Below are 23,925 nucleotides of genomic sequence, written 5' to 3'. Positions count from 1 at the left end.
CTCTCGCTTGCTCGATCTATTGCTTCTAGCGCAGCTGGCGCCATGGGGCCGTTCCCGGCGGAACAGCATCCCATGCCACTCCTTCCGCGCCGCGGTGTCAATCCTCGGTAAACGTCATCGCATGGCCGTTCAGGCAGTAGCGCAGCCCCGTCGGCGGCGGGCCGTCGGGAAAGACGTGGCCGAGATGCGCATCGCAATCGGCGCAGCGGATTTCCGTGCGCACCATGAAGTGGGAGCGGTCCTCGATCTCGCGGATCGCCTGATCGTCGACCGCGGCGAAGTAGCTCGGCCAACCGCAACCGGAATCGAACTTGGTGTCGGAGCGGAACAACGCCCGGCCGCAACAGACGCATTCGTAGGTGCCCGTCTGTTTGTTGTTGAGGAACGGACCAGTGAACGGACGCTCGGTGCCCTGCTGTCGCGTGATGCGATACTGCTCCGGCGAGAGCTGTGCCCGCCATTCCGCATCGGTTTTCACCACTTTCGGCGTCTTTACGGTCGTCATGAACGTCTCCTGTCGTTGCCGCGACTATATAGGAATGCAGGACCGCGCGCGCAAACATCACCAGGCCGCGTCCGCGTGAAGGGGCCTCAAGCGATTTCGCGGCGGATCACCGCCGGCCCGGCCCCGAGTCTGCGTTTGCTGTCATTGTAGAAGGCGATGAACTCGGCCGCCGGCAGCGCCTTGGAGAACAGCCAGCCCTGGCCGTACTGCACGCCGCGCTCGATGAGATAGTCGGCCTGTTCCTGCCGCTCGATCCCCTCGGCGACGATGTAGAGATCGAGCGATTTGGCGATGTCGATGATATGCGGCGTGATCGAGCTGGTGGCCGAATCGGTGCCGACAGTATCGATGAACGACTTGTCGATCTTCAGCGCATCGAGCGGTAGCTCCTGCAGGTATTGCAGGCTCGAATAGCCGGTGCCGAAGTCGTCGATGGCCACAGAGTGGCCACGCCGGCGCGCCTCCTCTATCGTCGCCCGGGCGGATTTGACGTCCATGAAACCGCGTTCGGTTGCCTCCAGCCAGATCTGTTCTGTGAGCACGCCGGTGTTTCGAAGCGCCGCCTCGATCACCGGCAGGATGCGCCCGGATTTCAGGTCGTCGGCGGCGAGGTTGATCGCGATGTGCAGCGAGCGGTCGGCGACGAGCACGCTCTTCAATTCGGCGATCGTCGCATAGAGGACCTGATCGGTGATTTCCTCGATCAGTCCGTTTTCTTCCGCAAGAGGGATGAAGAGATCTGGCCGGACCATCTGCCCATCCGGTCGCCGCCATCGCACCAACGCCTCCGCACCGACGCAGATGCCAGTCTTGAGCTCGATCAGCGGCTGGTAGTGGACGATGAACTCGCGCCGCTGCACGGCAATCGAAAGCTCGCCAAGCGGCGACAGACGACGCCGGGATAGCCAGACGACAAGCCCGACCATCAGCGCCGCGACCAGCGCCCCGCCTGGCAAGAGCAGCAGGCGTTCCCGATCCATGTCGCTTAGAATGGCGATGCTGGGCGCAGTGGCAACGGCGATCCAGTTTGCGTCCCGTGATGTTGCAAAAAGGTCGTCGGCGTTGCTGCCGGTCTTCGGAAGATCGGCGAGCCGTTCCGTCAGCGACGGGTCAGGATCGTTGAGGGTGCTGACCAGCACGCCGTTTTTGGTGGCGACTGCAAGCCGGGTGCCGGGCTCGGCGATCACGTCGACGAACCGGACCGGGTTGGTCAGCACCGTGTAGGAGCGATACCGGAACGCCGTCATGGGCGCGCCGGTGCTGATCGTCGGATACATCCGCGGGATGACTTCGACGCCGTTGCTCGCAAAGAAATCGGCAGGCGGCGAGCGGGTGAGCCGACGCGGCGGGTAACCCCACGAGGTGCATCTGAGCAACCCGTTCTCGAAGTAGCCGATATCCTCGATGGCGGTCGTGTTGACGACGAGGGAGCGCAAGGCTGCGATATGCGTGGCCATGCATGGCGGCATGTCGAACCGGTCGGCCGTCTTCAGCGCCCGGGACGCTTCCCCGAGCGCGGCGTCTGCGCGCATGATGGCATAGTCGGCCAGGCGGGCGAGCCGGGCCTGTTCGCCGCGCACGGCGATCGACCAGGAAAGATAGTAGGCCGCAAGCATCGGCAGGATCGCGCCGAGGGCGGCCAGGATACTGGCGATGACGACTATGCGAGATCGTTCCAAGCGGGTCCCGCCCTATTCGAGATAGTGATCTTCTGTTCCGTGCCTGCCGTTATCGATACTGAAGCGGGCAACCGCTTCTGAGCCGTTGCAAGGTCTGCCGGCGGAGGCTTGTGGTCGGTTCGCTCTGAATTGAGAAAGTCTGCAAATACAACTATCACGTCTTGCAGTTCCGTTTCCAGAATGTTCGATCTATCCCCCGCCGCCCGATGAATATTTTGCTAACAGCATTTTAATTGTTGTTGGCGGCCACCGCGTAAATCGCGCGAATCTGGTAATGCAAGGCTTCCGCTTCGGTTCGTCCGGCCGAACTGACGGATATATAACGCCGATTTTATCCGGATAAGGCTTGAGACCCCAACACCCTTCTTTTATGTCGGGAGTCCGATCGATCATACGATGAAATAAAAGGAGCAGGCCAGGACGATGGATGTTGCGGCCCTGACATTTCTGGCCCTCGCACTGCCTTTCGTCGCGGCATTGCTCGCGCCGCTTCTGACACGCCTTCTCGGGCACAACGCCGCCTGGGTGCTTGCGCTGTTTCCCTTGGCGATCGTGCTGCACTTTATCCGTTTCTGGCCGGAAGTCGCCAAGGGCGAGGTGGTTACGGGCGGCTATGCCTGGATACCCTCGTTCAACGTCAGCTTTTCCTGGCTGATCGACGGCCTGTCGCTCACATTCGTCCTGCTGATTGCCGGCATCGGCGCGCTGATCGTGCTCTATTCCGGCGGCTATCTGAAAGGCCACCCGCAGCAGGGGCGGTTCTTTTCCTTCATCCTGATGTTCATGGGCTCGATGCTCGGGGTCGTCGTCTCCGACAGCTTCCTGATGCTCTTTGTGTTCTGGGAACTGACCTCGATCACCTCGTTCCTGCTGATCGGCTTCGATCATTCGCGCGAGGCGGCAAGGCGCGCAGCCCTGCAGGCGCTGGTCGTAACCGGAGGCGGGGGCCTGTTCCTGCTTGCCGGACTGCTGATCATCTGGAATGTCAGCGGCGTCACCCAGCTCTCGCTGCTGTCTGCCTTCGGGTCGGAGATGCGCGAAAGCCCGTTCTATCTGGCGGCGCTGCTCTTGGTACTTGGCGGCGCCTTTACCAAGTCGGCCCAGTTCCCCTTCCATTTCTGGCTGCCGAACGCGATGGAAGCCCCGACGCCCGTCTCGGCCTATCTGCATTCGGCGACCATGGTGAAGGCCGGTGTCTATCTCCTGATGCGGCTGAACCCGGTGCTCGGCGGCACACCCGAATGGCAGATCCTTTTGCCGCTCTTCGGCGGCGCCACACTCGTCATCGGCGCGGCGCTCGCTTGCCGCCAGACTGACCTGAAGCTGATGCTCGCCTACACGACGATGGCGTCCCTCGGCCTGCTGGTCATGCTGACAGGGCTTGGCGCACCCCACGCGATCGAAGCGGCGGTGCTCTATCTTGTCGCCCATTCGCTGTTCAAAGGCGCCCTGTTCATGGTCGCCGGCATCATCGACCACGAGACCGGCACGCGCGACGTGACGAGGCTCGGGGGGCTTCGCTCCGCCATGCCGCTTACCTTCGTCATAGCGCTTGCCGCGGCATTCTCGATGGGCGGGCTGTTTCCCTTCTTCGGCTTCATCGCCAAGGAGGAGATCTACTACGCACTCTCAGGCTTCGATCGCCGTTCCCTGGTCTTTGCCGCGATTGCGATCCTCGGCAATGCACTGATGTTCGCGGTGGCCTTTGCCGTCGCGCTCAAGCCGTTCGTCGGTGCGAAGATCGAGACGCCGAAGGCGCCCCATGAGGCTCCGATCTTGCTCTGGCTCGGGCCGGCGCTGCTTGCCGCCAAGGGGCTCTCCGCGGCGCTGCTTTCCGGACTGACGCATGAACTGGTATCGACGCCGATGGCGTCGGCGATCGCGGGCGAACCCCGTGCGGTCACGATTTCGGTCGTTCCTCACGTCGGCTTGCCCTTGATCATGTCGATCGTGACCGCAGTCATCGGCATCGGCTTTTATCTGAAGCTAGACCGTGTGCGCGCCTTCATGGCGACGATCCTTGCCGATATCGGCTGGGGTCCGGATCGTGGCTTCGACCAGTTCATCCGCGGGCTCGTTCGTTTCTCCGTCACACTGACCCGCCGGCTGCAATCCGGGCGCCTCGAAGTCTACATGACCGCGACCTTCATCCTCATTGCCTTCGTGCTTTTGGTCGTGCCGATCGCCTATGGCGAGTTCCCGCGCGCGCCGTTCTTTGCCGCCGACGTGCCGCTGCATGAATTGGCGATCATGGCGATCGCGGTCATCGGCCTCATCGCTGTGGTGCTTGCTGCCGACCGGTTGACCGCCATCGTCTCGCTCGGCATCCAGGGCTTTGCCGTCGCGGTCATCTTCCTGCTCTATGGCGCGCCGGATCTGGCCTTCACCCAGTTCATGATCGAGACGCTTTCGGTCGTCGTCCTTGCGCTTGTGATGACGCGGCTCCGGTTGTCGCCATCGGACCATCGTCCGCTTGCGCAAAAAATCCCGGATGTCGCGATCGCCCTTGCCTGCGGTCTCGGCTTCGGGCTGATGCTGTTGAAGGTGACGGGTGTACCCTTCGATGCGACGCTCACCGACTTCTTCAATCTCTACTCGAAGTCGATCGCCCACGGCGCCAATGTGGTGAACGTCATCATCGTCGATTTCCGCGGCACGGACACGCTGGGCGAGATCGCAGTGGTGATGGTCACGGGTCTTGCGATCCTGTCCTTGGTTCGCTTGAGGGCGGGTTCGCTTCGACGCGTCGCCGATAACGATCCGGATGCGGAGGAAGGCGCATGAAGTCGGTGATTTTCCGCGCCGTCGCGCCGTTCCTGACGAGCCTCATGGTGCTGTTTTCGATCTTCGTCCTGTTGCGCGGCCACAACGAGCCGGGCGGCGGTTTCATCGGCGGCTTGATCGCGGTGTCGGCGCTGGCGATCTACGGCATCGCCTGCGGTGTCGAGACGGTGCGCCGTGCGATCTATTTCCACCCGATGACGATCGCCGGGGCAGGCCTCCTGGCCGCGACGGTCGCCGGCCTGATCTCGATCGCCGCCCGTGTTCCCTTCATGACCGGCCTTTGGGTCTATCCCTCGGTGCTCGGCCTGGAAGTACCGCTCTCGACGGTGATGCTGTTTGATTGCGGCGTTTATCTCGTGGTCGTCGGCGCGATCAGTTCGATTGCGCTTTCGCTCGAAGAGCGGGGAGGCGAATGATGGAAGCCTGGTTCGCTCTGCTCGTCGGCATCTTCTTCACGGTCGCCGTCTATCTGCTCCTGTCGAAGTATGTCATCCGGGTGCTGCTTGGCGTTGCCATCCTCGGAAATGCCGTCAACCTCCTGATCTTTACCGGTGGCAGGCTCACGCGTGGCATCCCGCCGGTCGTTCCCAGCCACAAGGATGCGCTCGTCGGCCCCGCCGCCAACGCCCTGCCGCAGGCGCTGATCCTGACGGCGATCGTCATCTCCTTCTCCTTTTTCGCGTTCCTGCTGGTTCTTGCGTGGCGGGCATACGAGCAGCTGCAAACCGACAATACCGACGAGATGCGCGTTGCCGAGCCGAAGGACGAGCCGGCCGCGCCGCTTGGATACTGACCGACCCATGGCCGCTACAACCTCTCCCCCCGCAGATCTCTCCGCCGCGCTCGTGCTCGAGCCCGTCGCGTCTGCCGACTGGCTGGTCATCCTGCCAGTTGCCTGGTGCCTCGCAATCGGCGCGCTGCTCGTGATGCTGCGCCGGAAAATTGATTGGCATCCCTACATCGCCGTTGCCGGCCTGGCCGGGCTCGTCATCATCGACGCGCTCCTACTTCGCCATGTCCTTGCAAGCGGACCGGTAACGATGGTCATGGGGCACTGGCTGCCGCCTTTCGGCATCGCCTTCACCGTCGACCTGACCGGCGCGCTCTTTGCTTTGACGGCCTCCGTCGTGGCGCTTGCCGGCGGCATCTATTCGCTCGCCGACATCAACGACAGCGGCCGGCGCTACGGCTTCTATCCGTTCCTGATGCTGCTGATGGCCGGCGTCTCCGGCGCCTTTCTGACCGGCGATATCTTCAATCTCTATGTCTGGTTCGAGGTGTTGCTGATCTCGTCCTTCGGCCTGATCGTGCTCGGCTCCGAACGCGAACAGATCGACGGAGCGGTGAAATACGGCTTCCTCAACCTGGTCGCGACGACCCTGTTCCTGATCACGACCGGCTATCTCTATGCGAGCTTCGGCACGCTCAACATGGCCGACATTGCCCGCAAGGCCGAGGGGCTCGCGGGTACGGCGCCGCTGATGACGCTGACGGCGCTGTTCGTGCTTGCCTTCGGCATGAAGGCTGCTGCCTTTCCGGTGAACTTCTGGCTGCCGGCGTCCTATCATACGCCGCGCGTGGTCGTGTCAGCGCTCTTTGCCGGTCTGCTTACCAAGGTCGGGATCTACGCCTTGATCCGCGTTACCGTCATGCTGCTGCCGGTCGAGCGCGAAGAACTGAGCTTCGTCATCGCCATTGCCGGCGCGCTGACGATGCTCGTCGGCGTTCTGGGCGCGTTGGCGCAGACGGATTTCCGCCGCATGCTCGGCTATCTCGTCGTCTCCGGCATCGGCTCGATCCTTGCGGGTGTCGCCGTCGGCGGCCCGGGCGGCATCGGCGGCGCGATCTTCTACGCGCTGCATTCGATGCTCGTCATGACCGCGCTTTATCTCGCGTCCGGTGTCGCGGCGAGGCTCGGCGGCAGCTTCTCGCTTGTCTCTCTGGCGGGCCTCTATCGCCGCCATGCCGGTTTCGCGGCGCTGACGCTCATGCTTGCCTTCGCCGTCTCCGGCCTGCCGCCGTTCTCCGGCTTCTGGCCCAAGGTGATGCTGGTCAAGGCGGCGCTCGATATCGGCGCCTGGTGGCTGGCGGCCGTCCTGCTTCTGACCGGCTTCCTGACGACCATCGTCACCGGCCGCTTCTTCCTGCTCGCTTATTGGCGTGATGCGGCCTCTGGTGAGGGCGGCGCTGCGTCTGCGACGATCGCGCCGGCGGCACTTCTGCCGCTTGCAGCCTTGACTGTGCTGGCGCTCGCGATCGGTCTTTATCCGGAGCCGTTGCTTGCCATGGTTCAGAGTGCAGCGGCAGGCCTTTCCGAGCCGTCGGCCTACCTGAACTCGGTCTTCCCGGGAGGTGCCCCGTGACCAAGTTCCTGACCATCAATCTCGTGTTCACGGCGATCTGGGGCGCCATCAGCGCCAGCTTCTCACCGGCTAACCTGATCCTCGGTTTTGCCGTCGGAGCACTGTCGCTCTTTCTCATCCGGCGCGAGCTTCAGCCCGTTGCCTACCCTGTGCGCCCGATCAAGCTTTTCCTGCTGACGGCGCTGTTCTTCAAGGAACTGGCAATTTCGGCGACCAAGGTCGCCTTGCTGGTCATTCAGCCGAAGATGGTGTTGAAGCCCGGCATCTTCGCCTATCCGCTGACGGTCAAGAGCGACTTCGAAATCGCGCTGCTGGCCAATCTCATCACGCTGACGCCGGGAACGCTGTCGGTCGACGTCTCCGACGACCGCCGCACGCTCTATGTTCATGCGCTCGACTGCGCCGATCCGGGCGGCCTCAGGCGCGATATCGCCAATGGCTTCGAGCGCCGGATCAAGGAGGCTTTCGAATGACCCTGTCGGCGCAGATCCTCGCCCTTGCCACCGGCTTTGCGTTTGTCGTCCTGTCCGCAGCGCTTCTGATAACGGTCTGGCGCATCATCCGCGGCCCGACATTGCCGGATCGGGTGCTCGGCCTCGATATGCTGGTGGCGATCGCCATCGGCCTCATCGCCGTCGTCGCCATCCGCACCGGCTTCAACCTTTACATCGACATTGCCATCGCGCTCGGCCTTGTCGGTTTCCTGGCAACGGTCGCCTTCGCCCGCTTCGTCCTCGCGCGCGGCCTCTCGCCAGAGAGGGCGGCTGTCGAAGGGGGCGCGGTGCAGGTCAAACGCGCGTCGGCGACGAGAGGCAAATCGACGCAGCGCAAGCGCAAGGGGGGACGCCGATGAACCCGGTCCTCGATATTGCCGTCACCCTGCTGGTCGCCGTTCTGTTGGTCGTCGGCGCGATCTTTTCGCTGCTGGCGGCGATCGGCATCATCCGTTTCCCCGATCTCTATACGCGCATGCATGCGGCTTCCAAGGCCGGCACGATCGGATCGGGCCTGTTGCTTCTGGCCGCAGGCGTGCATTCTCTCGATCCGGCCATCTTGATTCGCGCGCTCGCAGGCTTCTTTTTCTTCGTTCTGACTGCGCCGATCTCGGCTCATCTCCTGGCAAAAGCCGCACATCAGGTAGGTTACAGGCTGACAAAGCTGTCTGTCATAGATCAGCTTCCGCAAAAGGAAGAGCCGCGTCGCGACTGATCGACGACAGTTCTGAAACTGTATTTCAGAACATTACGATCGAGTGTGGCCATTTTAGCAATTTGGAGATAAACTTGCTAAGTGTCGCTAAATTTATGTTTGGATTTTTCGCGCATCGATGTTAATCGAGTAAATGTAAAGTGTCGTCGTGGAAAATACTTTGATCTGAAATTCCAGCTTGAGTTGTGAATGCTGATTGTTGCTTTGAGAGTTCGGTCGTCACCGGTGACTCGGCAGCAGGTTTTATAATCAAATTCCAGCTCTTGATATCGCGGCCGGTGTTTCTCCTTGCCGCGTTGATGGTCCATCCCAAGGCAGCCAAGGCTTCCTGACGGCTCTTGCAAGCGTTCCTCCCCCGAAACGCCGTTTCGGGTTGTGCTTAAGTCCGATAGGAGAAAGAAATGACTGAAACAGCGCTTGGCGCGAGCCATGAACTTCTGGTTGAGCTGACGGCGGAAATCGTTGCCGCTTACGTCAGCAATCATGTGGTTCCGGTCGCCGAGCTTTCCACGCTGATCGCAGATGTGCATTCGGCGCTGAACAACACGGCGGCTCCCGCGCCGGTCGTCATCCCCGTCGAAAAGCCGAAGCCGGCCGTATCGGTCCGCAAGTCCGTTCAGGACGACCAGATCACCTGCCTCGAATGCGGCGGCACCTTCAAGTCGCTGAAGCGCCACCTGATGACCCACCACAATCTGTCGCCGGAAGAATACCGCGAGAAGTGGGACCTGCCGACCGATTACCCGATGGTTGCGCCCGCCTATGCGGAAGCACGTTCGCGCCTCGCCAAGGAAATGGGTCTCGGCCAGCGCCGCAAGCGTCGCGGCAAGTAAGACTGGTCGTCCCGCGGGCCCAATTGCTCCGCGCATGGCGGATATAGGCATGTTCACAAAGGCCGGACCAGAGTGTCCGGCCTTTGTGTTTCGATGGCAATGGAGAAGGTCGTGCGTCCGGCCCCGCGCTGTTCAAGCCGCCAGGCGAAGCTCCGCCTCGTTCTTGATGCGGCGGATCATCGAGCGCAGACCGTTGGCGCGCTGGGTCGACAGATGCTCGATGAGGCCGATCTTGCCGAAGGTGTCGATCGCATCGATCCGGGCGATGTCGGAGGCATGTTTGCCGGAGTAGATGGCAAGCACGATGGCGACGAGCCCGCGCACGATATGGGCGTCGGACTCGCCCTCGAAATTAAGGACGGGATCCTCGGGATTGCCGCCCGCATTGGTGACGAGCCAGACTTGGCTGGCACAACCCTGAACCTTGTTTTCCTGCGTGCGCTTGGCCTCGGGCATTTCCGGCAGCGCTTTGCCGAGCTCGATCACATAGCGATAGCGATCCTCCCATTCTTCAAGAAAGGCGAAATCGTCGATGATCTGGTCGAGCTTCGTCATGGTCCGGTCCATTCGTCGGGAGATTATAGGCTCGCCGGTCCTTGCCGCGAACACTTTCATTCCTGTTCTTGCCCGCCGCTTTCACGCACTCGGGCTTTCAGCCTTCATATAGGCGATGGCAGAGCCATTGAGAACCGGCAAATATACGACGGATGCGGAGCACCTATCTCTTGGTCAGACCGAGATGCTTGTCGGGATACTGATTGAAACGGTCACGTTGCCGCCAGCGCCCTCGATACTGCCGGTGGCGGCCGAAAGCGACTGGCCGGCGGTCCGGGCCTCATCCGCATCGCGGCCGGATCCCTTGGCGCGTAATTCCTGCTCCGCCTTGCGCAGCAGTTGCTTCACTTGTTCGGCAACGGATTTGAGTTCGGCTGCCGCCTTCGCCACGGGATCGGAGCCGCCGTCATCCCCGCCGAATTCGCGATAGGCACGCTCGGCAAAGCTTGTCCGTTCCGTAGAGGGCTCAGCCTCACCGCCGGCCACGGGGGCATCGGTTTGCGCGCTGGACGCATCTGCTTGCACGGGGCCGGCATCGGCAAGCACGGCTGCGGCCGAGGCGGATGCAACGCCGCTTGCAGCTCCCCCGTCGCCGGCGCCGGCCAGCTGCTGGGCGGCCGTGCCGAGCTGTTGTGCAAGCTGCTTGGCGAGCCTTGCAAGCGTTTCCGGGTCCGATGCGAAGAACCGGATCATGCGGAGCTGCTCCTTGGCTTCGTCGAGCTTCTTTTTAGCGGCAGCGGCGCGGTTCGCAGCACTTTCGTCATCGCGGCCAAGAAGCAGGGCGGTCGAGGCAGGGCTCTTGCTTTCGCCAACTGCGCCGGGGGCGGCGCCGGACGCCGCCGGGCGTGTCACGCTGGAGTTCGAGAAAAGCCCATAAATCTGCATTGTCTGCCTCCAGCCGTCGGTGCGGCGGACCTAAGCAGGCAGGGCTTGCGTGTGGCTGTGCGGCGAGAAAATCAGCGGTTGCGGGTGCAAAAAAGAAAACGCCGCGAGGGGATGGGATCCTCGCGGCGGCCGCAACGGGACGGCAAGTCAGGCAGTAAGTCAGGAATGTGCAGGATGCGGCGCGGTCACTGGATAACGGCAGCCTTGGGGTCGAGGCGCTTTTCCGGAACCGGGGTGCGCTTGAAGACCGGTTCGGCGTCGAGGGTGCTGACCTCGGTCGCCGGAGCTGCCACGTCGGCAGCCGGCGTGACCGTACCGGTCGTCACCTTGGCATCCGGCGTCGTGGCATCGGTTTCGGCAAACTGTGTGTCGAGGAATTCGTAGGCGATGCGGGCGCCTTCGCGGGCTCGGTGGCCGAGGGCAACGAAGGTTTCGGCACCCTTCTGGCAGACATCCGGCTTCTGGATGCAGATGGCGCTGATGTATTGGAACGCCTCATTGGCAGCAGAGAAGGTGTCGCCGAGTTCTACTTTCGGGGCGTGTTCGAGTTTCTGCGCGCTCGAAGGGTCGAGGAACGGCAGCAACACCAGTACCAGCGAAAACCAGAATGTCGCCTTGATGAGAAACCACATGTTCTGCCCATCCTTCGTTCGGCTGCCGCGGCCCGCCAGTCTTGTAGCCGGCTTTTGCACCTTCGACATCCCGCAGCGCCGTGGTATCCCCTGATACCCGTTCACGCCACCTTCTAATCCTTGGAGCCTGCCGGCGTTCTCTTGGTGCCCGGCCCCTTGTTGAGATCGACATTACGGCGGGAATCACAAGACGGCTTTTCGAAATCGAGCGGCATTTGCTTCAAATTTTAATGAAATGCCGGTGTCCGGCGATTTGCAGGGCATTTGTGTCGCATTTTAGCGTTCGCCGTTAAGGTTCGTGGCAGAGCCGGGCGCGGCAACCCCGAAGGCCGCGGCAATCGCACGCCAAAAGCCGCGCCACAATCGTTAACACAGTGCAGAAAATGCACAGAAATCCGTTGCTTACGCCCCATTAACCACAAGAAATGAAGGTCGCCCGATTTGGCTCAAAACGGGATTTTTCGACCGTTTCGCACGGTTCCGGCACGGCCGCGTTTATTCTTTCATTAAGCCGGGGATGCGAGATTCCGACATGTCACGAGGCGGCTTGAGTCTCGATCCAAAGGGTCGTGAAAACAGAGAGCGTCGGCCTCGCAAGAACAACAAATGTAGCAGGGTAAAGCGTGAGCGTATTGCGTAACATGGCTGGCAGATGGACGTCCCGTGTGGACGAGGTCGCGGCCCTGTGGCTTCCCCGTCGTGAGGCGTCTTCGCCGGCCGATCTCCGCCATGCGAAGCGTTTGCGCACGCTGGCAGCGGTTTCCCTGACGGCCCTGCCGGTGGTGCCGCTCGCCCTGTCGCTCGCCATGCCCGTGTCTTCGGCTCTTCCTTTGGGCACCGCTCTTTGGGCCTCGGCCTCGCTGCTTGCGGCTGCCGGCGCGATTGTTCGTGGCCGCGCGCCGGAAGAGGTGGCACCGCCATTGGAGCCGGTCGTTCCGGATCTGTCTGCCGCCTATGACCTCTTTGCGGGCCTTGTGACTGTGCATGATCTGCGCGGCAACGTGCTTTCCGTCCACGGCCGCGACGCGGCCGAGCATCTGACCCTGATGCGCGATCCAGCGGGCCGCGGTTTCATCGAGCAGATCCACATATCCGATCGCATCACCTTCCTGAGCGCGATCGACATTCTTCGCCAGGGCGGCGACCGGGCGACGGTCGACATCCGCATCGAGCGGCGCACGCTGCCGATCGAAGGCGAACAGTTCGTCTATATGTCCTGTGAGCTGGCGCCGCTGCGCGACGACAATGGCCGGCTGGTCGCGATCCTCGCTCAGTCGCGTGATGTCTCGCAAGAAGCGGGCCTGCGCGCCGAAGCTGCGGCCAGAACGGCCGAGGCGGTATCGGCAAACGATGCCAAGACGCGCTTCCTTGCCGCCGTCAGCCACGAACTGCGCACGCCGCTCAACGCCATTCTCGGCTTTTCCGACGTGCTTGCCGGCGAGTATTTCGGCAAGCTCGAGAACGATCGCCAGCGCGAATATGTGGGCCTGATCCATAAGTCCGGCGAGCACCTGCTTTCCGTCGTCAACACCATGCTCGACATGAGTAAGATCGAAGCCGGTCGCTACGAGCTGATGCCCGAGCCCTTCGGTGTGGCCGAAGCCGTTTCCGCCTGCGAGGCGATGTTGTCGCACCAGGCCACGGAAAAGGGCGTGAAGCTTGCAAGCCGCATCACCCGCGGCATCGGCGAGATCAACGCAGACCAGCGCGCCTTCCAGCAGATCCTCATCAATCTGGTCGGCAATGCCATCAAGTTCACCGATCAGGGCGGCGTCGTCACGATCGATGCGGAGGCCGACGGCGCGATGCTGAAGCTTTCCGTCAGCGATACCGGCATCGGGATTGCGGCCGACAAGCTGGCGCTGCTTGGTCAACCTTTTGTCCAGATCCAGAACGATTATACCCGCCGCTACGAAGGCACCGGCCTTGGCCTCTCGCTGGTCAAGGGTCTGGTTGCGTTGCACGGCGGAGAGCTTTCCATCCGTAGCCGCGAAGGCGAGGGTACCGTCATCGTCGTCACGCTGCCGCGTGATGGCTCCGGTATCGCCTGCGCGGAGCAGGAAGAAGCGCGTACGCCGGTGACGGTGGAATTTCCACCGCGCCTGAAGGATTGTGATGTCGCCCCGGCCGCCGAAGGGGGGCGGTTCGAGGGGAAAAGCTTGAACGAGGAACGGGGATATGGTACCGCGCAAGCGAAAACAGCCTGACCGGAAAAAGGCTGCGCGGCAAACGCCCGGCCTGGCCGTGCGCGGGCTGGTCCTTGCCGGACGGGGTGCTGGGCTTGCCGGTCGTCTGATGGCGCGCCATCCGTTGGTGTCCGGTGGCTCGGCCGCCTTCCTCGTCGTGTTCTCCTTCGTTGCGGCCAATGCCATGTGGTATCAGCACGGCACGCACCCGTCGCCGCTGTTGCGCACCCGCGTCCCGCTAGTCAGCGCCGAAACGGCGCAGCGAATCGCCATCGCCAAGGGCGAGGAGATCGAGCCGCGAAAGGTGACCACCTTCGTTATCGAGCGCGAGGGTGAGGCAAAGGCTGAAAACGTTGAGGATGTGATCGCGTCTGCCTCCGCGGACGTGGCGTCGGAAAAGCCGTCGCCCGAACGGGTCGCGAGCGTGCCGGATCCGGCGCAGTCGAAGCTTGTCTCCGAGATCCAGAAGGAATTGGGCCGGATCGGCCTTTATGACGGCGCGCCGGACGGACGGAGCGGTCCGCGCACGGCAGCCGCGATCCTGAGGTTCGAGGAGCGAGCGGGTCGCACGGGAACCGGCGCGGCGAGCGTCGAGCTGCTGCAGGCCTTGAAGTCTGCACCGGCTGAAAAGGCCGCCGCGGTTCCGGCTGGACGGCCGCTTTCCGAAACGAAGGGCGGGGGCGTGGAAATCGATCCGGTCGCTGCGGCCATCCGCTCGGCCGAGAAGGAAAGCACCTTCGTTCCGCGCGCGGAAATTCCGGTATCGAGCGAACTGGTGCTGAACATCCAGAAGGGTCTCAGCAACCTCGCCTATGCGGACGTGGCGGTCGACGGTGTTGCCGGAGAACAGACGCGGGCAGCTATTCGCCACTTCGAAAAGCACTACCGCCTGCCACAGACCGGCGAACCCAATCCCCAGGTGCTGAAGAAGCTCAAGGAAATCGGCGCGCTCTGATGCATTTAATGCACGCTCGCGCCTGTCGTCGCCCAGCTGCGGTTTGCCTCCTTCGCTCCGCGCGTGTATCAGCCTCCGATGCGCCTGAAGTCCCACATCTTCGTCTCGTCCCTGCTGCGTCGTGCGTTTTCGCTTGGCGGCTATGCCGCGGTGCTGCGCAAGGGAGCAGAGGACGCCGGCGCGATCTTCATTCGCCAGCGGACGCGTTTGGGCACCGAGACGCTCTTTGCCCCGGCGCCGCAGAATTTCTTCGCCGACGAGATTGATCTCGGCCGCAAGTTCGAAGTGCGGCTCAGCGACAGCGACGCTGAGCAGGTCGACGCGGCGCTTGCAAGCGAGATCCGCTTCGATCCGGATTGCTGGATCGTGGAGATCGAGCTGGACGACCGCGGCGATCTGTTCGAGGTCGTTGCCGAAGATGGAAAAGGCCGGCCCTGACGCCGTCTTGCCGAATGCGCCGACCTGCTTGACTCTCCACTTGGTGGAGGCCGTAGGACGCGTTTATGGACGATCAAATCTTTTCGATAGGCGAAGTTTCGAAGCTGAGCGGCGTACCGGTCCGGCGGCTTCGGTTTTACTCGGACAAGGGGTTGCTGCCACCGTCCACACGGACGGAGAGCGGTTACCGTATGTATTCCGGGGCCGACCTGGCGCGGCTGGACCTCGTTCTTGCCTTGCGTGAAGCGGGCGTCAGCCTCGCGGACATCCGCAAGATCCTGGCCAACCGAACCTCGTTTACCGACGTTCTGGCTTTGCGGCTTCGAACGCTCGAAACGGAAATCCGGTCAAAGCGCCGGATCGCCACGGCCTTGAGAATGGCTTTGAGGATCCATGAACCCTCCCCAACGGATCTCAGGAGATTGTGGACCGTGACCAGGATTTCAAAGACGGAATTTCGTGCCGCGCTCGAGCGTTTCTATGATGACGTCGCCGGCGGCGCGCCGATGGATGCGGCGTGGAAGACGAAAATGATGGATGCCGGTACGCCGGACCTGCCGGACGACCCGACAGCCGAACAAGTCGACGCCTGGGCGGAACTGATGGAGATGCTGTCGGACAAGGCCTATGCCGCCGAGATGCGCGCCCACATGTCGGACCTGTGGACGCAGGAGTTCGATCCCGCCGCCTACGCTCAAGCCGCCGATGCCACCTTTGCGCGGGTGAGAGCGGCGATCGACCATGGCCTGGGGCCCCAGTCGGCCCTCGGCAGAGAGGTCGCTGCCGATTGGCTGGCGCAGTCGGCAAGGGCGATGAAGCGGGCTCCGGATCAGGTTTTCCTGGATTGGCAGCTCGAACAGTACTGCAAGCACCACGCCCGTTCGGCGCGTTACCAGGAATTGATGGCGGTGTTGCAGGGGCAGGCGCCGCAGGCTCCGACCGGTCGTGAGTGGAGCTGGATCATCGACGCGATGAAGCAGCTTTTCTAGGGCGGGGAGGTCGGCTCGATCGCCGAAGTTGCGAGACATGCCCGCATGAACGGCAGCATGTGTCAGCCGCGGCGGCGGCCAAATAGTCGCTGCGGCTGGCCGTTGACGGACGTTGCTGCAACTTTGCGCGGGCCGACGTGGCGCGTGTCGTTTGCAGTATTTTCGGCAAAATAGGCTTCGTGCCTTGCCGCGGGCGCCGCGTCTTCGGCTGCCGCCTCGAGCCAGGCATCGAGCTGCGCGCGACAGGAGGTGCGGTCCATGGCGCCAATCAAGGCGGCGGCATGGCTGGTTTCGCCAAAGGGCTCGCGAAGGTGTGGATAGAGGGCCTGAAGCACGAAGCCGGCATCGGCCACATCGACGTCGAGTGCGACCAGGCTCGTTGCCAGCAGTTGTCCGGAAATATCGAGCAGGATGCGCTCGACCTGCGCATCCCTGGTGCCGAGCGCCTGACCGAGGAGACGCGAGAACAGGATAATCTCGCCGCTCCTCGCAAAACGCACGAGCAGAGCGGCATGTACGTCTGTCATCGTCGCGGACGACGGCGCCTGTGGAATATTTTGCGGACGGGCGCCAGCGAGCGCCTTGATCTCGCGGCGAAGCGCCTCTTCGCGCGCTGTACGCAATGAAGCGGCTTCGTCTTCCTGGCTCGCTTGCTCTGCTGCTGCCGCTTTCACGGCGCTGCTGCGCGCTGCCAGTCCCGGCGGGTTGTGATGTTCGACGAGCGCATCGACGACGAGCGGAGAGAGGTTCGGGCGGCGGCCAATGGCGGCGGCATGTTCCGGCCCGCGCTCACGGATGATCGTTATCAGCGTCCGGTCCGCGATCGCCTTCGAACGGGTCAGGAAAATTGCCGCGATGGCGATCGGCATACCGCCGATCAGCGCTGCGACTGTCTCTGGAATTTGCTGGCATTGCGAAAGGGCGGCTGCAGCCTGCCGGCGGGCTTCGTTGCTGGAACCAAGGAAGAGCGGCTCGAACAGCTCGGCAAATTGCTTCATGTCGGACTTGCGGGGAAAACGCAGGCTTTCGAAACCGGTGACGGTCGCCATCAGGACGACGTCCTTCAAGCGGCCAGTCTGTGGCCTTTCCAACTCACGAAAGCGATCCGTCACGATAATTCCCTGCACGCAAAACATGATCGCCATTGCCGGCGATCCGGAACGGCACACGTCGCAAAAATTAGAAGAAAAGCGTTAGTCTAGCGCGCATTACATACACTGCACAGGTATGTGCTAAGCGTTTGTTTTTACGTGCTTTCCCCTTCATACATGCTTCACCTTGCTTTAGGCTGACGCTAACAAAGGGTAACGGTTCACGGTTAACAGAGCATGAATGTAGGTATTTCAGAATTCTGGAATATACCGCTCGCCCTTTGATCCAACTGGCAATAACTCTGAGTTGTAGACAACAACTTATAGGAGTTATCCAGATGCAAACAAACGAACACAACACCCCGTTTCGCGTATGGGGGCAGTTCGCTGGTGAGCGATTCGATCGCGAGTTTCCGAGTGTTGCAGCATGGCGCGCTTGGCGGCGTTGCAACGAAACGCGGTACGAGATCGAAGTTTATGGCATGAAGTCGGTGAATTGATATGCAACTGCTTACGAAGGAAATCCGCGCCCAACTAATCCTCAACAACGTGACTGCACGCGACACCGATCATATCCCGGTCGTCAAGTGGTTCACTCCTTGGGCGAACGCAACTTGGATCATCACGGAGATGGAGCCTGACGGTCGCTGCTTTGGCCTCTGTGACGTCGGTCATGGCGAACCTGAACTCGGCTACGTCAGCGTGCAGGAACTACAAGACATCAGAGGTCCCGCTGGCTTGCGTGTCGAGCGTGACTTGCACTTTTACACAGACAAGCCATTGAGCGTGTGGACGGCTGCTGCAAGGGCTGCACGACGCATTGTAGACCCGCTCTAGGTCAGCCGCTCATGGAAAAGCCCCGGTTCGTCCGGGGCTTTTTCTGTTTCAAAGACGGGCGTTGCGATCAATGCGCTTGTTCGTCAGTTCGATATTGGCCGCTGTGAGATAGTCGCTGATCTTGCCCAATACGAACCAAGCGCGAATTGCCAGAACGAGCAGACCAGCGCCGATCAGGTATCCAAAAATTTCCATGTTCGCCTCCGTTTCAATCGTACTGTTTCAGGATTTCCTCTGGATTGTTCGGCCAGTGACCGCTTTCATTCCATTCATCTATTAGTTCCTGCCTGTCTCGATCCTTCTGTATCCGTCGAAGTGTTGGATCGTGACGATCCATGAACCGTTCGAGTGGATCGATAACTTCCAGTTTCAGTATTGCAAATTCCGATATCGCTTCCTGTTGCGTTTCCATTTTCTCCGACATTGCATTGATTGCCTTTGCTTGCGCATTGAGTCGACCACTAACATCAGTGACAACCAGTATCAGAACAGCAACTAACGTAATCAGTATCAAGAGCGCCGTTTCCGGCGCAATCATTCCAAACATAATCGGTATAACCCCCTGCTGCTATGCAATGCTAACGTGTATTGCCGCGCGTTGCCAAGGGCAATTTACTTAAAAAATATATGCTTAATGCGTATGGAAAAGCCCACTTGGCAATGAGCAAACCAAGTGGGCTTCCTGAATCAACCATTGAGTGGAGTAAGGCCCAATGGGATGCGAGTGAGAGCGGCTAGTTTGGAGGAAGGATTGCTCTCACAGTGTATTTACAGATTCCGCCTCAATTCCTGGAGTTCTGCGATCCACTGCTTGCGTGTTAGCGTTCTCGTGCTGTTTTGGGTTTCCTCAATGGCGAAACGGTCGAATGCCCTGCTAAGTGTTGCGTCGGCTTCTCTTTCAATCCCGTACTGGTGATGAGTACCCTTACGGATTTGCTTGTCTGAGATTGCGAGGTTGTCGATGCTCCACGGCAAAGCCTCGTCGTGTCGATAGATGCGGCCAAGTCCGCGTGGTTTTAATACGACATCGGATCGCGCTTCGGATGAGGTGAAAAACTCGACCCATTCGGCTTGTGTGATTTCCCACGGATCGCCTTGGCGGCTGCTCCGGTAGTTCCGGTATTCCAGAAACTTCTTTTTGATTCTATCGGTAATGTCTTTTTCCATACTCGTATTATGCAGCCGTGCGATCCCGTAGGGCGATAAAGAAATGCCCGGAGAACCTTATTGTCCTCCGGGCTGAGCAGTCGGACACTCCTGCGTCCGGTCTAGTTAGGGGCTTGCAAAAAGATATCGACGCGAAGCGAAGCGACCCGTTATGGCTAGGTCAGATCGGAAACACGCAGCGACGGCAAGCCCATAGAGCCTCATAGAGCGCCAGGACGATACAGCGCGTTATGCTGCACGGATGGTCGCGGACGCAGCGGATGGCGCTCTGTGACGTGTTCCTGTGCGATCCGTTGACGCTGGTGGCTCGTCGGATTGTCGCGCCCATCTTTCTCGATAAACCCAACGGCTATGCCAATGACCCCAAAACCCCGAAGCGGGAACGCGGAGCGTAGCGACCAAACCCAAATGGCAATCAGGAGCGGAGCGACCACCCGTCGGAGACCCTTGAACCCAACGGCTATGCCTGTGTCCCGAATGGGACTTCCCAAACGGGAAGGAGCGAAAGCGACCGCGCCAAGTCGAGTGAGCGGGTCTTGAGTGCCAACGAAAGAACGCGAAGCGAGACGCAGTCGCCAGCGCTTTGCGCTGATAGAAATGGGGTTAAGTGATGACGTACATATATTATATAATAATATATGGATGTTATTAATTAACTTCATATCTGTCAGTGTAATGCCTGTATTATCTTATGGGTGTAATAAATTAACTTCAACGAACAGGCGCCATATTTCCTGGTAGGAAGTAAATACTCTTGAAGGCGAATAGGCCCGTCTTCAACTCCAAAGCAGTGACCCGGATTGTCAAACGGCAGTCCGGGTTTTTTCATCGAGTAATTTAAATATTGCTTTTTGAAAACCTGCTCCAGTATAAATATAACCAGAAGGTTAGACGCGTACTGCTTTGCGTTTCCCAGCCTATAACAACAACAAACAGAGGCCTATAAGATGAACCTACAAGATCACCCATCCGTTCGTCAATTTCTTGATAGCATCAGAAGCGGACATTCTCCAAGCGTTGAGCCCGAACTCCTGGATGTACTCGCATGGCGATACGACGCTGCCCGTCGTTACCAGATTAACGAGGGTGTCGATTTCCAACTGACATTCGCAGAGTTTATTGCGCTCATCACGCCGAGCCGCATGAACACCATCCGCAAGGCGATCAAGAAGGGAACGGTCGATTCCTTCTTCCGCTGCAAGAGCCGTTACGTGCTCTCGTGGAAGTCCAGCGAGGCCTACGAAACTCGCGTGATGAACTTCGCCAATGCGGCCTTCATCAATGCCGAAGACAGCAAGCGCGTGAACCAGTTCAAAGCCGGTGACACGCATAGTGAAGAGAGCAAGTCGAAAATCCGAGCCAAGAAAATCGGCACCACGCATAGCGATGAGACCAAGGCCAAGATGTCCGAGGCGAAGCGCGGCACGACCCATTCGGACGAAACTCGCCAGAAGATGGCCGAGGCCAAGCGAGGTCGTAAAATGTCGGAAGAGACAAAGGCGAAAATCCGGGCCGCAATGCTGGCCCGTAGAGCCCAATAAGAAGGAAAAACAAAATGGCCCATAGCAAAGAGACGATAGAGAAGATCCGCAAGGCGCGCACCGGACAGCGCCATTCCGATGAGACCCGCCGCAAGATCGGTGAAGGCAACCGGGGGAAATCAGTCAGCGAGGCAACACGGGCGGCTATCGCAAAAGCCCGAAACGGCGTGCGAGATAGTGACGAAACGAAGGCCCGCAAGAGCGAGGCCGCGACGGCACGTTGGGCCGCAGTTAGGGCGGCGAGAAACGGATGACCTCAGAACCCGGCCTAACAAGCCGGGTTTTGCTTCCTTGAGTAAATACCAGAACAAGGAGGCCACATGGACAAGCCAAAGAAACCGCACGGACTAATCGGCACGACAAAGCCGCAGGAAGTCCGCGAGAAGATCGCAGCAGCAAAGCGCGGTGTTCCCCGTACAGAAGAAGCCAAAGCAGCAATTAGCGCTGGCAAGGCAGGAAAAAAGCGCAACCCAGAAGATGGCAAAAAGATTTCAGAGGGATTGCGCAGATATTTCACCAATAAGAAGGCCAAGGCATAAATAGAATACATACTAGAAAAGGAGAACTTACTAATGAGCGACAATGCAGAACTTATAAAAGCGATCAAAGACGCCGAGAATGCCATTACAAAGGCGATAAACTTACTCAAAGGCATTGCAGAGAATAATGAAGGCCGCCACAAGTTGCTAGCCGAATATGATGCTGCGCAGACGGAACAGACAAATGCGATATGGCGTCAATCGAATGCTGTCATTGAAGAGGCTCTTGAGCGTGTTCTTACTCGCCGTGACAAGGAGAAGATCATGGCAGAGCATCAGCGAGCAATGGAAAGTGCATGGAACCTGTCTCAAATCCAGTGTGGTAAAGCGCAAAAGCGTAGTTGGTTCAAATAATCAAATTCATTTCAGTAAGGAGTAAAGAAAATGGAATTTGCAAACGAAAGCATTTTTGAGAACCTATTCGAAGCCGCAAAGGTCTCGCCCGCAGTTAAGAGCCTCGATCCGCTTGCCGATCTTATGGCAAAGCCGGTCACGCGCATTTCCTACAAACGCAAGATAAAGCGCAACAGCACAAGCGCATTCATGGAATTCACGAAGAAGGATCGCAACTGGCTCGATCTGCTGCTGCGTGAACTCACCACGATACACAAGGCATTCCAGGCGGATGCCAGCATCATGCTTAGCGCGTCCAGTGCGAAGCGTGGCACAGGTCGCACGCAGACATGGGAAGATTTCGTAGTCGAACTCTACGATGACAAAGTCGCCGGTCGTAACGACTTCTCAGAAGGCCAACTGCGCCATCTGCCAAATCTAATTGCGGAATTGTCGAAGGGGCGTCGCCTGTCGGGTTGCGGCTCAATCGAGTTCACCGACATCGACAGCGGTGTTCAATTGTAGGTGGGAGTGCCAATTGCCCATCGGCACTTAGAAATAGCGGAAATTAGAAAAATGACGGATGATCCCGAGTCGGTTGTTATGGTCGGGGACCACTCGTGAATACCACTGCCAAGGGCAATAAACTTGAAGACGCGCTGTTCGATTATCTCATCGAACAGCAAGAGCGCGGAGGTCGCGTCTACGGCTTGTATCCGTCAGAACTGTGCAGGATTCGCAAGAAGCCAAAGTATGATTGCCCACAGAGGAAGAAGCCGGTCGAATTTGACGTTGTCATAGAGGTTTACCGGGAGGGCGCAGAGACGCCGCATTCCCACGTCGTGTTTGAATGCAAGAACTATAAGTCCGGTATTCCCGAAAGTCGGGTGACGGATTTCTCAGACAAGATGGGCCGGATTTTCGGGCATTCCGTGAAAGGCATTCTCGTCGTGTCGTCGCGCTTGCAATCCGGCGCGGAAAACATTGCTAGAAGCAGGTCAATGGGCATCGTGAAGTTCAGCGAGTCCGGAGCGGATGTGGTGGCAGAGCGTCGTCATCGGTACTCCGTCGAAAGTGCCTTCGTAAAATCGCAGATTTTTGAGGAGGGACATCGCGTCAAGTCGTTGAAGTTTTCGGCCTATTTTGACGGGAAATTTTTCAACAGCATGGGTCAATTGCTGGAGTACTTTGAACAGGACCCTGCCGAGAAATCATCGGGTGGCAGCGACAGAGTTTCGGTGCCGTATATGTCCACGGAAGACATTAGGGCCTTCGCCACCGAAATCTTGGAAGGGATCGGCTATAAGGAGGGTGCCGTTGATCTCCGGAAGGTATGCGAGGCAATGTCCCTAGACCTGAAGTCCAGTCGAACAACTGTTTTCGATGAGGATGGCACCTTGATTTTGGGTTCGGCTAACTTCGACCGGCACTCAATTGAGATCAATGAACATCACAACGACTTTCGAGAACGTTTCACCATCGGTCATGAAATCGGCCATTTCTGCCTGGGGCACGGAACGTATCTGCGCTCAGAGACGGTAATCGAGCGGGACCTGTTGGTAGATGTGGAGACGGCAGAACGGTTCGATTTCACGCGGCTAGAGTTGCAGGCTAACCTATTCGCGTCGGAGATAATCCTACCCGACCGAGTCTTCCGTCTCGCTGCCGAGGTTGGCTGTAGAAGACTTAAAATGCGCGACATTGGCTTTGGCTATGTCTACGTCGACGATAAGCCTTGGAACTATCAACCGTACAATGAACTTCTCACAGACCTATCGCAATATTTTCGTGTTTCGAAACAGGCTACGGAAATTAGATTGAAGAAACTCGGGATCGTGAATGATCAGCGTAGGTATGGTAATGCATCGAGTACAAAGTTGATCGGGGAGATATTCGCTAATTTTCAGACGGATATTCACTGACGTACAAAGCGATTTGCGCATATCTTGAACAAATGGAGAAGCCCGGCATCGTTCGGGCTTCTCCATTCGCAGCCCTATACGAACAGTATGCGATACCGCTTGGGGCGCTTGAACTTCGCCACGACGAGCGGCTTCAGCCAATTGTAGATATCCTCAACGATCTTCGTTGCAATCGTCGTTCCAAATATCGCGCACGCAGCAGCGATAATAGCAGTCACCATAGGGGGGCTCCTTTCAAGGCTTGAATTGTATGAAAATGGACAAAAGCCCGACGGCTATCGTCCTATAACGTAGGGAACAGGCTTCCGACTGTTGCCCCTATTCCCTATGTTACCGAATTAGCCCCAAGACTCTGGAACGGCATCCAGTATCTCAAACTTTTTTGCTATCTCGGCAATCGGCCTATCAGCACGGTATTGCCAACCTTTGCTGCGCGACATCGCACTTGACTACTCAGCGACATCGCTGGTGACGCGCGGGGC

General features: G+C 59.4%; 29 protein-coding genes. 19 read left to right on the top strand and 10 right to left on the bottom strand.

From position 1 onward, the window contains the following. Positions 1-97: 97 nt before the first annotated feature. Together msrB and OVA00_RS14055 are read right to left on the bottom strand one after the other, a co-directional pair. On the bottom strand, positions 98-505 hold the full coding sequence (gene msrB, locus OVA00_RS14060; protein ID WP_034789321.1) for a peptide-methionine (R)-S-oxide reductase MsrB: 408 nt from the start codon (positions 503-505) through the stop codon (positions 98-100). Positions 506-591: 86 nt separating this feature from the next. Beyond that, complete coding sequence (locus OVA00_RS14055) at positions 592-2,184, bottom strand: EAL domain-containing protein (protein WP_112770406.1); 1,593 nt, start codon at positions 2,182-2,184, stop codon at positions 592-594. 423 nt (positions 2,185-2,607) lie between these two features. Between OVA00_RS14055 and OVA00_RS14050 the strand changes: the two genes are divergently transcribed. The 8 genes from OVA00_RS14050 (at position 2,608) to mucR (ending at position 9,373) form a co-directional block, all read left to right on the top strand. After that, positions 2,608-4,968 (top strand): putative monovalent cation/H+ antiporter subunit A, encoded by a 2,361-nt coding sequence (locus OVA00_RS14050; RefSeq protein WP_268089194.1) that lies wholly within the window; start codon positions 2,608-2,610, stop codon positions 4,966-4,968. Continuing rightward, entirely contained in the window at positions 4,965-5,384 is a 420-nt protein-coding gene (locus tag OVA00_RS14045; protein WP_268089193.1) for a Na(+)/H(+) antiporter subunit B, read from the top strand. The genes OVA00_RS14050 and OVA00_RS14045 overlap by 4 nt, the downstream gene beginning before the upstream one ends. Then, a complete protein-coding gene (locus tag OVA00_RS14040) occupies positions 5,384-5,761 on the top strand; it encodes a Na+/H+ antiporter subunit C (protein ID WP_060604062.1) in 378 nt (125 codons plus the stop codon). Before OVA00_RS14045 ends, OVA00_RS14040 begins: the two co-directional genes overlap by 1 nt. Positions 5,762-5,768: 7 nt before the next feature. Beyond that, positions 5,769-7,331, top strand: a complete 1,563-nt coding sequence (locus tag OVA00_RS14035; protein ID WP_268089192.1) for a Na+/H+ antiporter subunit D — start codon at positions 5,769-5,771, stop codon at positions 7,329-7,331. Beyond that, a complete protein-coding gene (locus tag OVA00_RS14030) occupies positions 7,328-7,804 on the top strand; it encodes a Na+/H+ antiporter subunit E (protein WP_034789330.1) in 477 nt (158 codons plus the stop codon). The genes OVA00_RS14035 and OVA00_RS14030 overlap by 4 nt, the downstream gene beginning before the upstream one ends. Further along, positions 7,801-8,184 carry a cation:proton antiporter gene (locus OVA00_RS14025; protein ID WP_268089191.1) on the top strand — a complete coding sequence of 128 codons (384 nt, stop codon included), beginning with the start codon at positions 7,801-7,803 and terminating at the stop codon, positions 8,182-8,184. Before OVA00_RS14030 ends, OVA00_RS14025 begins: the two co-directional genes overlap by 4 nt. Further along, the gene (mnhG, locus tag OVA00_RS14020) at positions 8,181-8,540 is read left to right on the top strand and encodes a monovalent cation/H(+) antiporter subunit G (protein WP_060516217.1); all 360 of its coding nucleotides are present in this window, start codon (positions 8,181-8,183) and stop codon (positions 8,538-8,540) included. The genes OVA00_RS14025 and mnhG overlap by 4 nt, the downstream gene beginning before the upstream one ends. 401 nt (positions 8,541-8,941) lie before the next feature. Beyond that, a complete protein-coding gene (gene mucR / locus OVA00_RS14015; RefSeq protein ID WP_034789336.1) occupies positions 8,942-9,373 on the top strand; it encodes an exopolysaccharide biosynthesis transcriptional regulator MucR in 432 nt (143 codons plus the stop codon). Positions 9,374-9,505: 132 nt separating this feature from the next. On the opposite strand, the gene OVA00_RS14010 is transcribed toward mucR, so the two are convergent. From OVA00_RS14010 to OVA00_RS14000, 3 genes are all read right to left on the bottom strand, one after another. Then, a complete protein-coding gene (locus tag OVA00_RS14010) occupies positions 9,506-9,928 on the bottom strand; it encodes a SufE family protein (protein WP_089044046.1) in 423 nt (140 codons plus the stop codon). A 174-nt stretch (positions 9,929-10,102) separates the two neighbouring features. Continuing rightward, positions 10,103-10,813 carry a hypothetical protein gene (locus OVA00_RS14005; protein WP_268089190.1) on the bottom strand — a complete coding sequence of 237 codons (711 nt, stop codon included), beginning with the start codon at positions 10,811-10,813 and terminating at the stop codon, positions 10,103-10,105. A gap of 185 nt (positions 10,814-10,998) precedes the next feature. Next, positions 10,999-11,445, bottom strand: a complete 447-nt coding sequence (locus OVA00_RS14000) for a DUF5330 domain-containing protein (RefSeq protein WP_060604068.1) — start codon at positions 11,443-11,445, stop codon at positions 10,999-11,001. A 641-nt stretch (positions 11,446-12,086) separates the two neighbouring features. Here OVA00_RS14000 and OVA00_RS13995 point away from each other — a divergent pair. The 4 genes from OVA00_RS13995 to OVA00_RS13980 all read left to right on the top strand — a co-directional run bounded on the left by OVA00_RS13995 (position 12,087) and on the right by OVA00_RS13980 (position 16,013). After that, positions 12,087-13,652, top strand: coding sequence for a sensor histidine kinase (locus OVA00_RS13995; RefSeq protein WP_082566257.1), 1,566 nt, complete (start codon positions 12,087-12,089; stop codon positions 13,650-13,652). Beyond that, entirely contained in the window at positions 13,624-14,586 is a 963-nt protein-coding gene (locus OVA00_RS13990; protein ID WP_268089188.1) for a peptidoglycan-binding domain-containing protein, read from the top strand. Before OVA00_RS13995 ends, OVA00_RS13990 begins: the two co-directional genes overlap by 29 nt. 78 nt (positions 14,587-14,664) lie before the next feature. After that, positions 14,665-15,024 (top strand): DUF1491 family protein, encoded by a 360-nt coding sequence (locus OVA00_RS13985; protein WP_034789344.1) that lies wholly within the window; start codon positions 14,665-14,667, stop codon positions 15,022-15,024. A gap of 65 nt (positions 15,025-15,089) precedes the next feature. Beyond that, positions 15,090-16,013 carry a MerR family transcriptional regulator gene (locus OVA00_RS13980; RefSeq protein ID WP_113554575.1) on the top strand — a complete coding sequence of 308 codons (924 nt, stop codon included), beginning with the start codon at positions 15,090-15,092 and terminating at the stop codon, positions 16,011-16,013. Between the two features lie 62 nt (positions 16,014-16,075). Here the strand turns inward: OVA00_RS13980 and OVA00_RS13975 are convergent, their stop codons facing one another. Continuing rightward, positions 16,076-17,149 carry a DUF2336 domain-containing protein gene (locus OVA00_RS13975; RefSeq protein ID WP_268090332.1) on the bottom strand — a complete coding sequence of 358 codons (1,074 nt, stop codon included), beginning with the start codon at positions 17,147-17,149 and terminating at the stop codon, positions 16,076-16,078. A gap of 456 nt (positions 17,150-17,605) precedes the next feature. Here OVA00_RS13975 and OVA00_RS13970 point away from each other — a divergent pair, with 456 nt between their 5' ends. Then, positions 17,606-17,941, top strand: coding sequence for a DUF2958 domain-containing protein (locus OVA00_RS13970; protein ID WP_268089185.1), 336 nt, complete (start codon positions 17,606-17,608; stop codon positions 17,939-17,941). A 48-nt stretch (positions 17,942-17,989) separates the two neighbouring features. Here the strand turns inward: OVA00_RS13970 and OVA00_RS13965 are convergent, their stop codons facing one another. The 3 genes from OVA00_RS13965 to OVA00_RS13955 all read right to left on the bottom strand — a co-directional run bounded on the left by OVA00_RS13965 (position 17,990) and on the right by OVA00_RS13955 (position 19,108). Then, a complete protein-coding gene (locus tag OVA00_RS13965) occupies positions 17,990-18,136 on the bottom strand; it encodes a hypothetical protein (protein ID WP_268089183.1) in 147 nt (48 codons plus the stop codon). Between the two features lie 13 nt (positions 18,137-18,149). Further along, on the bottom strand, positions 18,150-18,488 hold the full coding sequence (locus OVA00_RS13960) for a hypothetical protein (RefSeq protein ID WP_268089182.1): 339 nt from the start codon (positions 18,486-18,488) through the stop codon (positions 18,150-18,152). 221 nt (positions 18,489-18,709) lie between these two features. Then, positions 18,710-19,108, bottom strand: a complete 399-nt coding sequence (locus OVA00_RS13955) for a hypothetical protein (RefSeq protein ID WP_268089181.1) — start codon at positions 19,106-19,108, stop codon at positions 18,710-18,712. 947 nt (positions 19,109-20,055) lie between these two features. On the opposite strand from OVA00_RS13955, the gene OVA00_RS13950 reads away from it, so the two are divergent. From OVA00_RS13950 to OVA00_RS13925, 6 genes are all read left to right on the top strand, one after another. Further along, the gene (locus OVA00_RS13950; protein ID WP_268089180.1) at positions 20,056-20,649 is read left to right on the top strand and encodes an NUMOD3 domain-containing DNA-binding protein; all 594 of its coding nucleotides are present in this window, start codon (positions 20,056-20,058) and stop codon (positions 20,647-20,649) included. A gap of 14 nt (positions 20,650-20,663) precedes the next feature. After that, positions 20,664-20,903: an NUMOD3 domain-containing DNA-binding protein gene (locus OVA00_RS13945; RefSeq protein ID WP_268089179.1), complete on the top strand. Its 240-nt coding sequence runs from the start codon at positions 20,664-20,666 to the stop codon at positions 20,901-20,903. A gap of 66 nt (positions 20,904-20,969) precedes the next feature. Further along, positions 20,970-21,188: a hypothetical protein gene (locus OVA00_RS13940; protein ID WP_268089178.1), complete on the top strand. Its 219-nt coding sequence runs from the start codon at positions 20,970-20,972 to the stop codon at positions 21,186-21,188. Positions 21,189-21,221: 33 nt separating this feature from the next. After that, positions 21,222-21,542 (top strand): hypothetical protein, encoded by a 321-nt coding sequence (locus tag OVA00_RS13935; protein ID WP_268089176.1) that lies wholly within the window; start codon positions 21,222-21,224, stop codon positions 21,540-21,542. A 30-nt stretch (positions 21,543-21,572) separates the two neighbouring features. Continuing rightward, positions 21,573-22,046, top strand: coding sequence for a hypothetical protein (locus tag OVA00_RS13930; protein ID WP_268089174.1), 474 nt, complete (start codon positions 21,573-21,575; stop codon positions 22,044-22,046). A 95-nt stretch (positions 22,047-22,141) separates the two neighbouring features. Next, the gene (locus tag OVA00_RS13925) at positions 22,142-23,443 is read left to right on the top strand and encodes an ImmA/IrrE family metallo-endopeptidase (RefSeq protein WP_268089173.1); all 1,302 of its coding nucleotides are present in this window, start codon (positions 22,142-22,144) and stop codon (positions 23,441-23,443) included. Positions 23,444-23,517: 74 nt separating this feature from the next. On the opposite strand, the gene OVA00_RS13920 is transcribed toward OVA00_RS13925, so the two are convergent. Beyond that, positions 23,518-23,664 (bottom strand): hypothetical protein, encoded by a 147-nt coding sequence (locus tag OVA00_RS13920; RefSeq protein ID WP_268089172.1) that lies wholly within the window; start codon positions 23,662-23,664, stop codon positions 23,518-23,520. Positions 23,665-23,925 lie beyond the last annotated feature (261 nt).

Source organism: Ensifer sp. SL37 (assembly GCF_026672675.1).
In the GTDB taxonomy this organism is placed as follows: Bacteria; Pseudomonadota; Alphaproteobacteria; order Rhizobiales; family Rhizobiaceae; genus Ensifer; species Ensifer adhaerens.
This window is presented reverse-complemented; position numbering and strand designations above follow the sequence as displayed.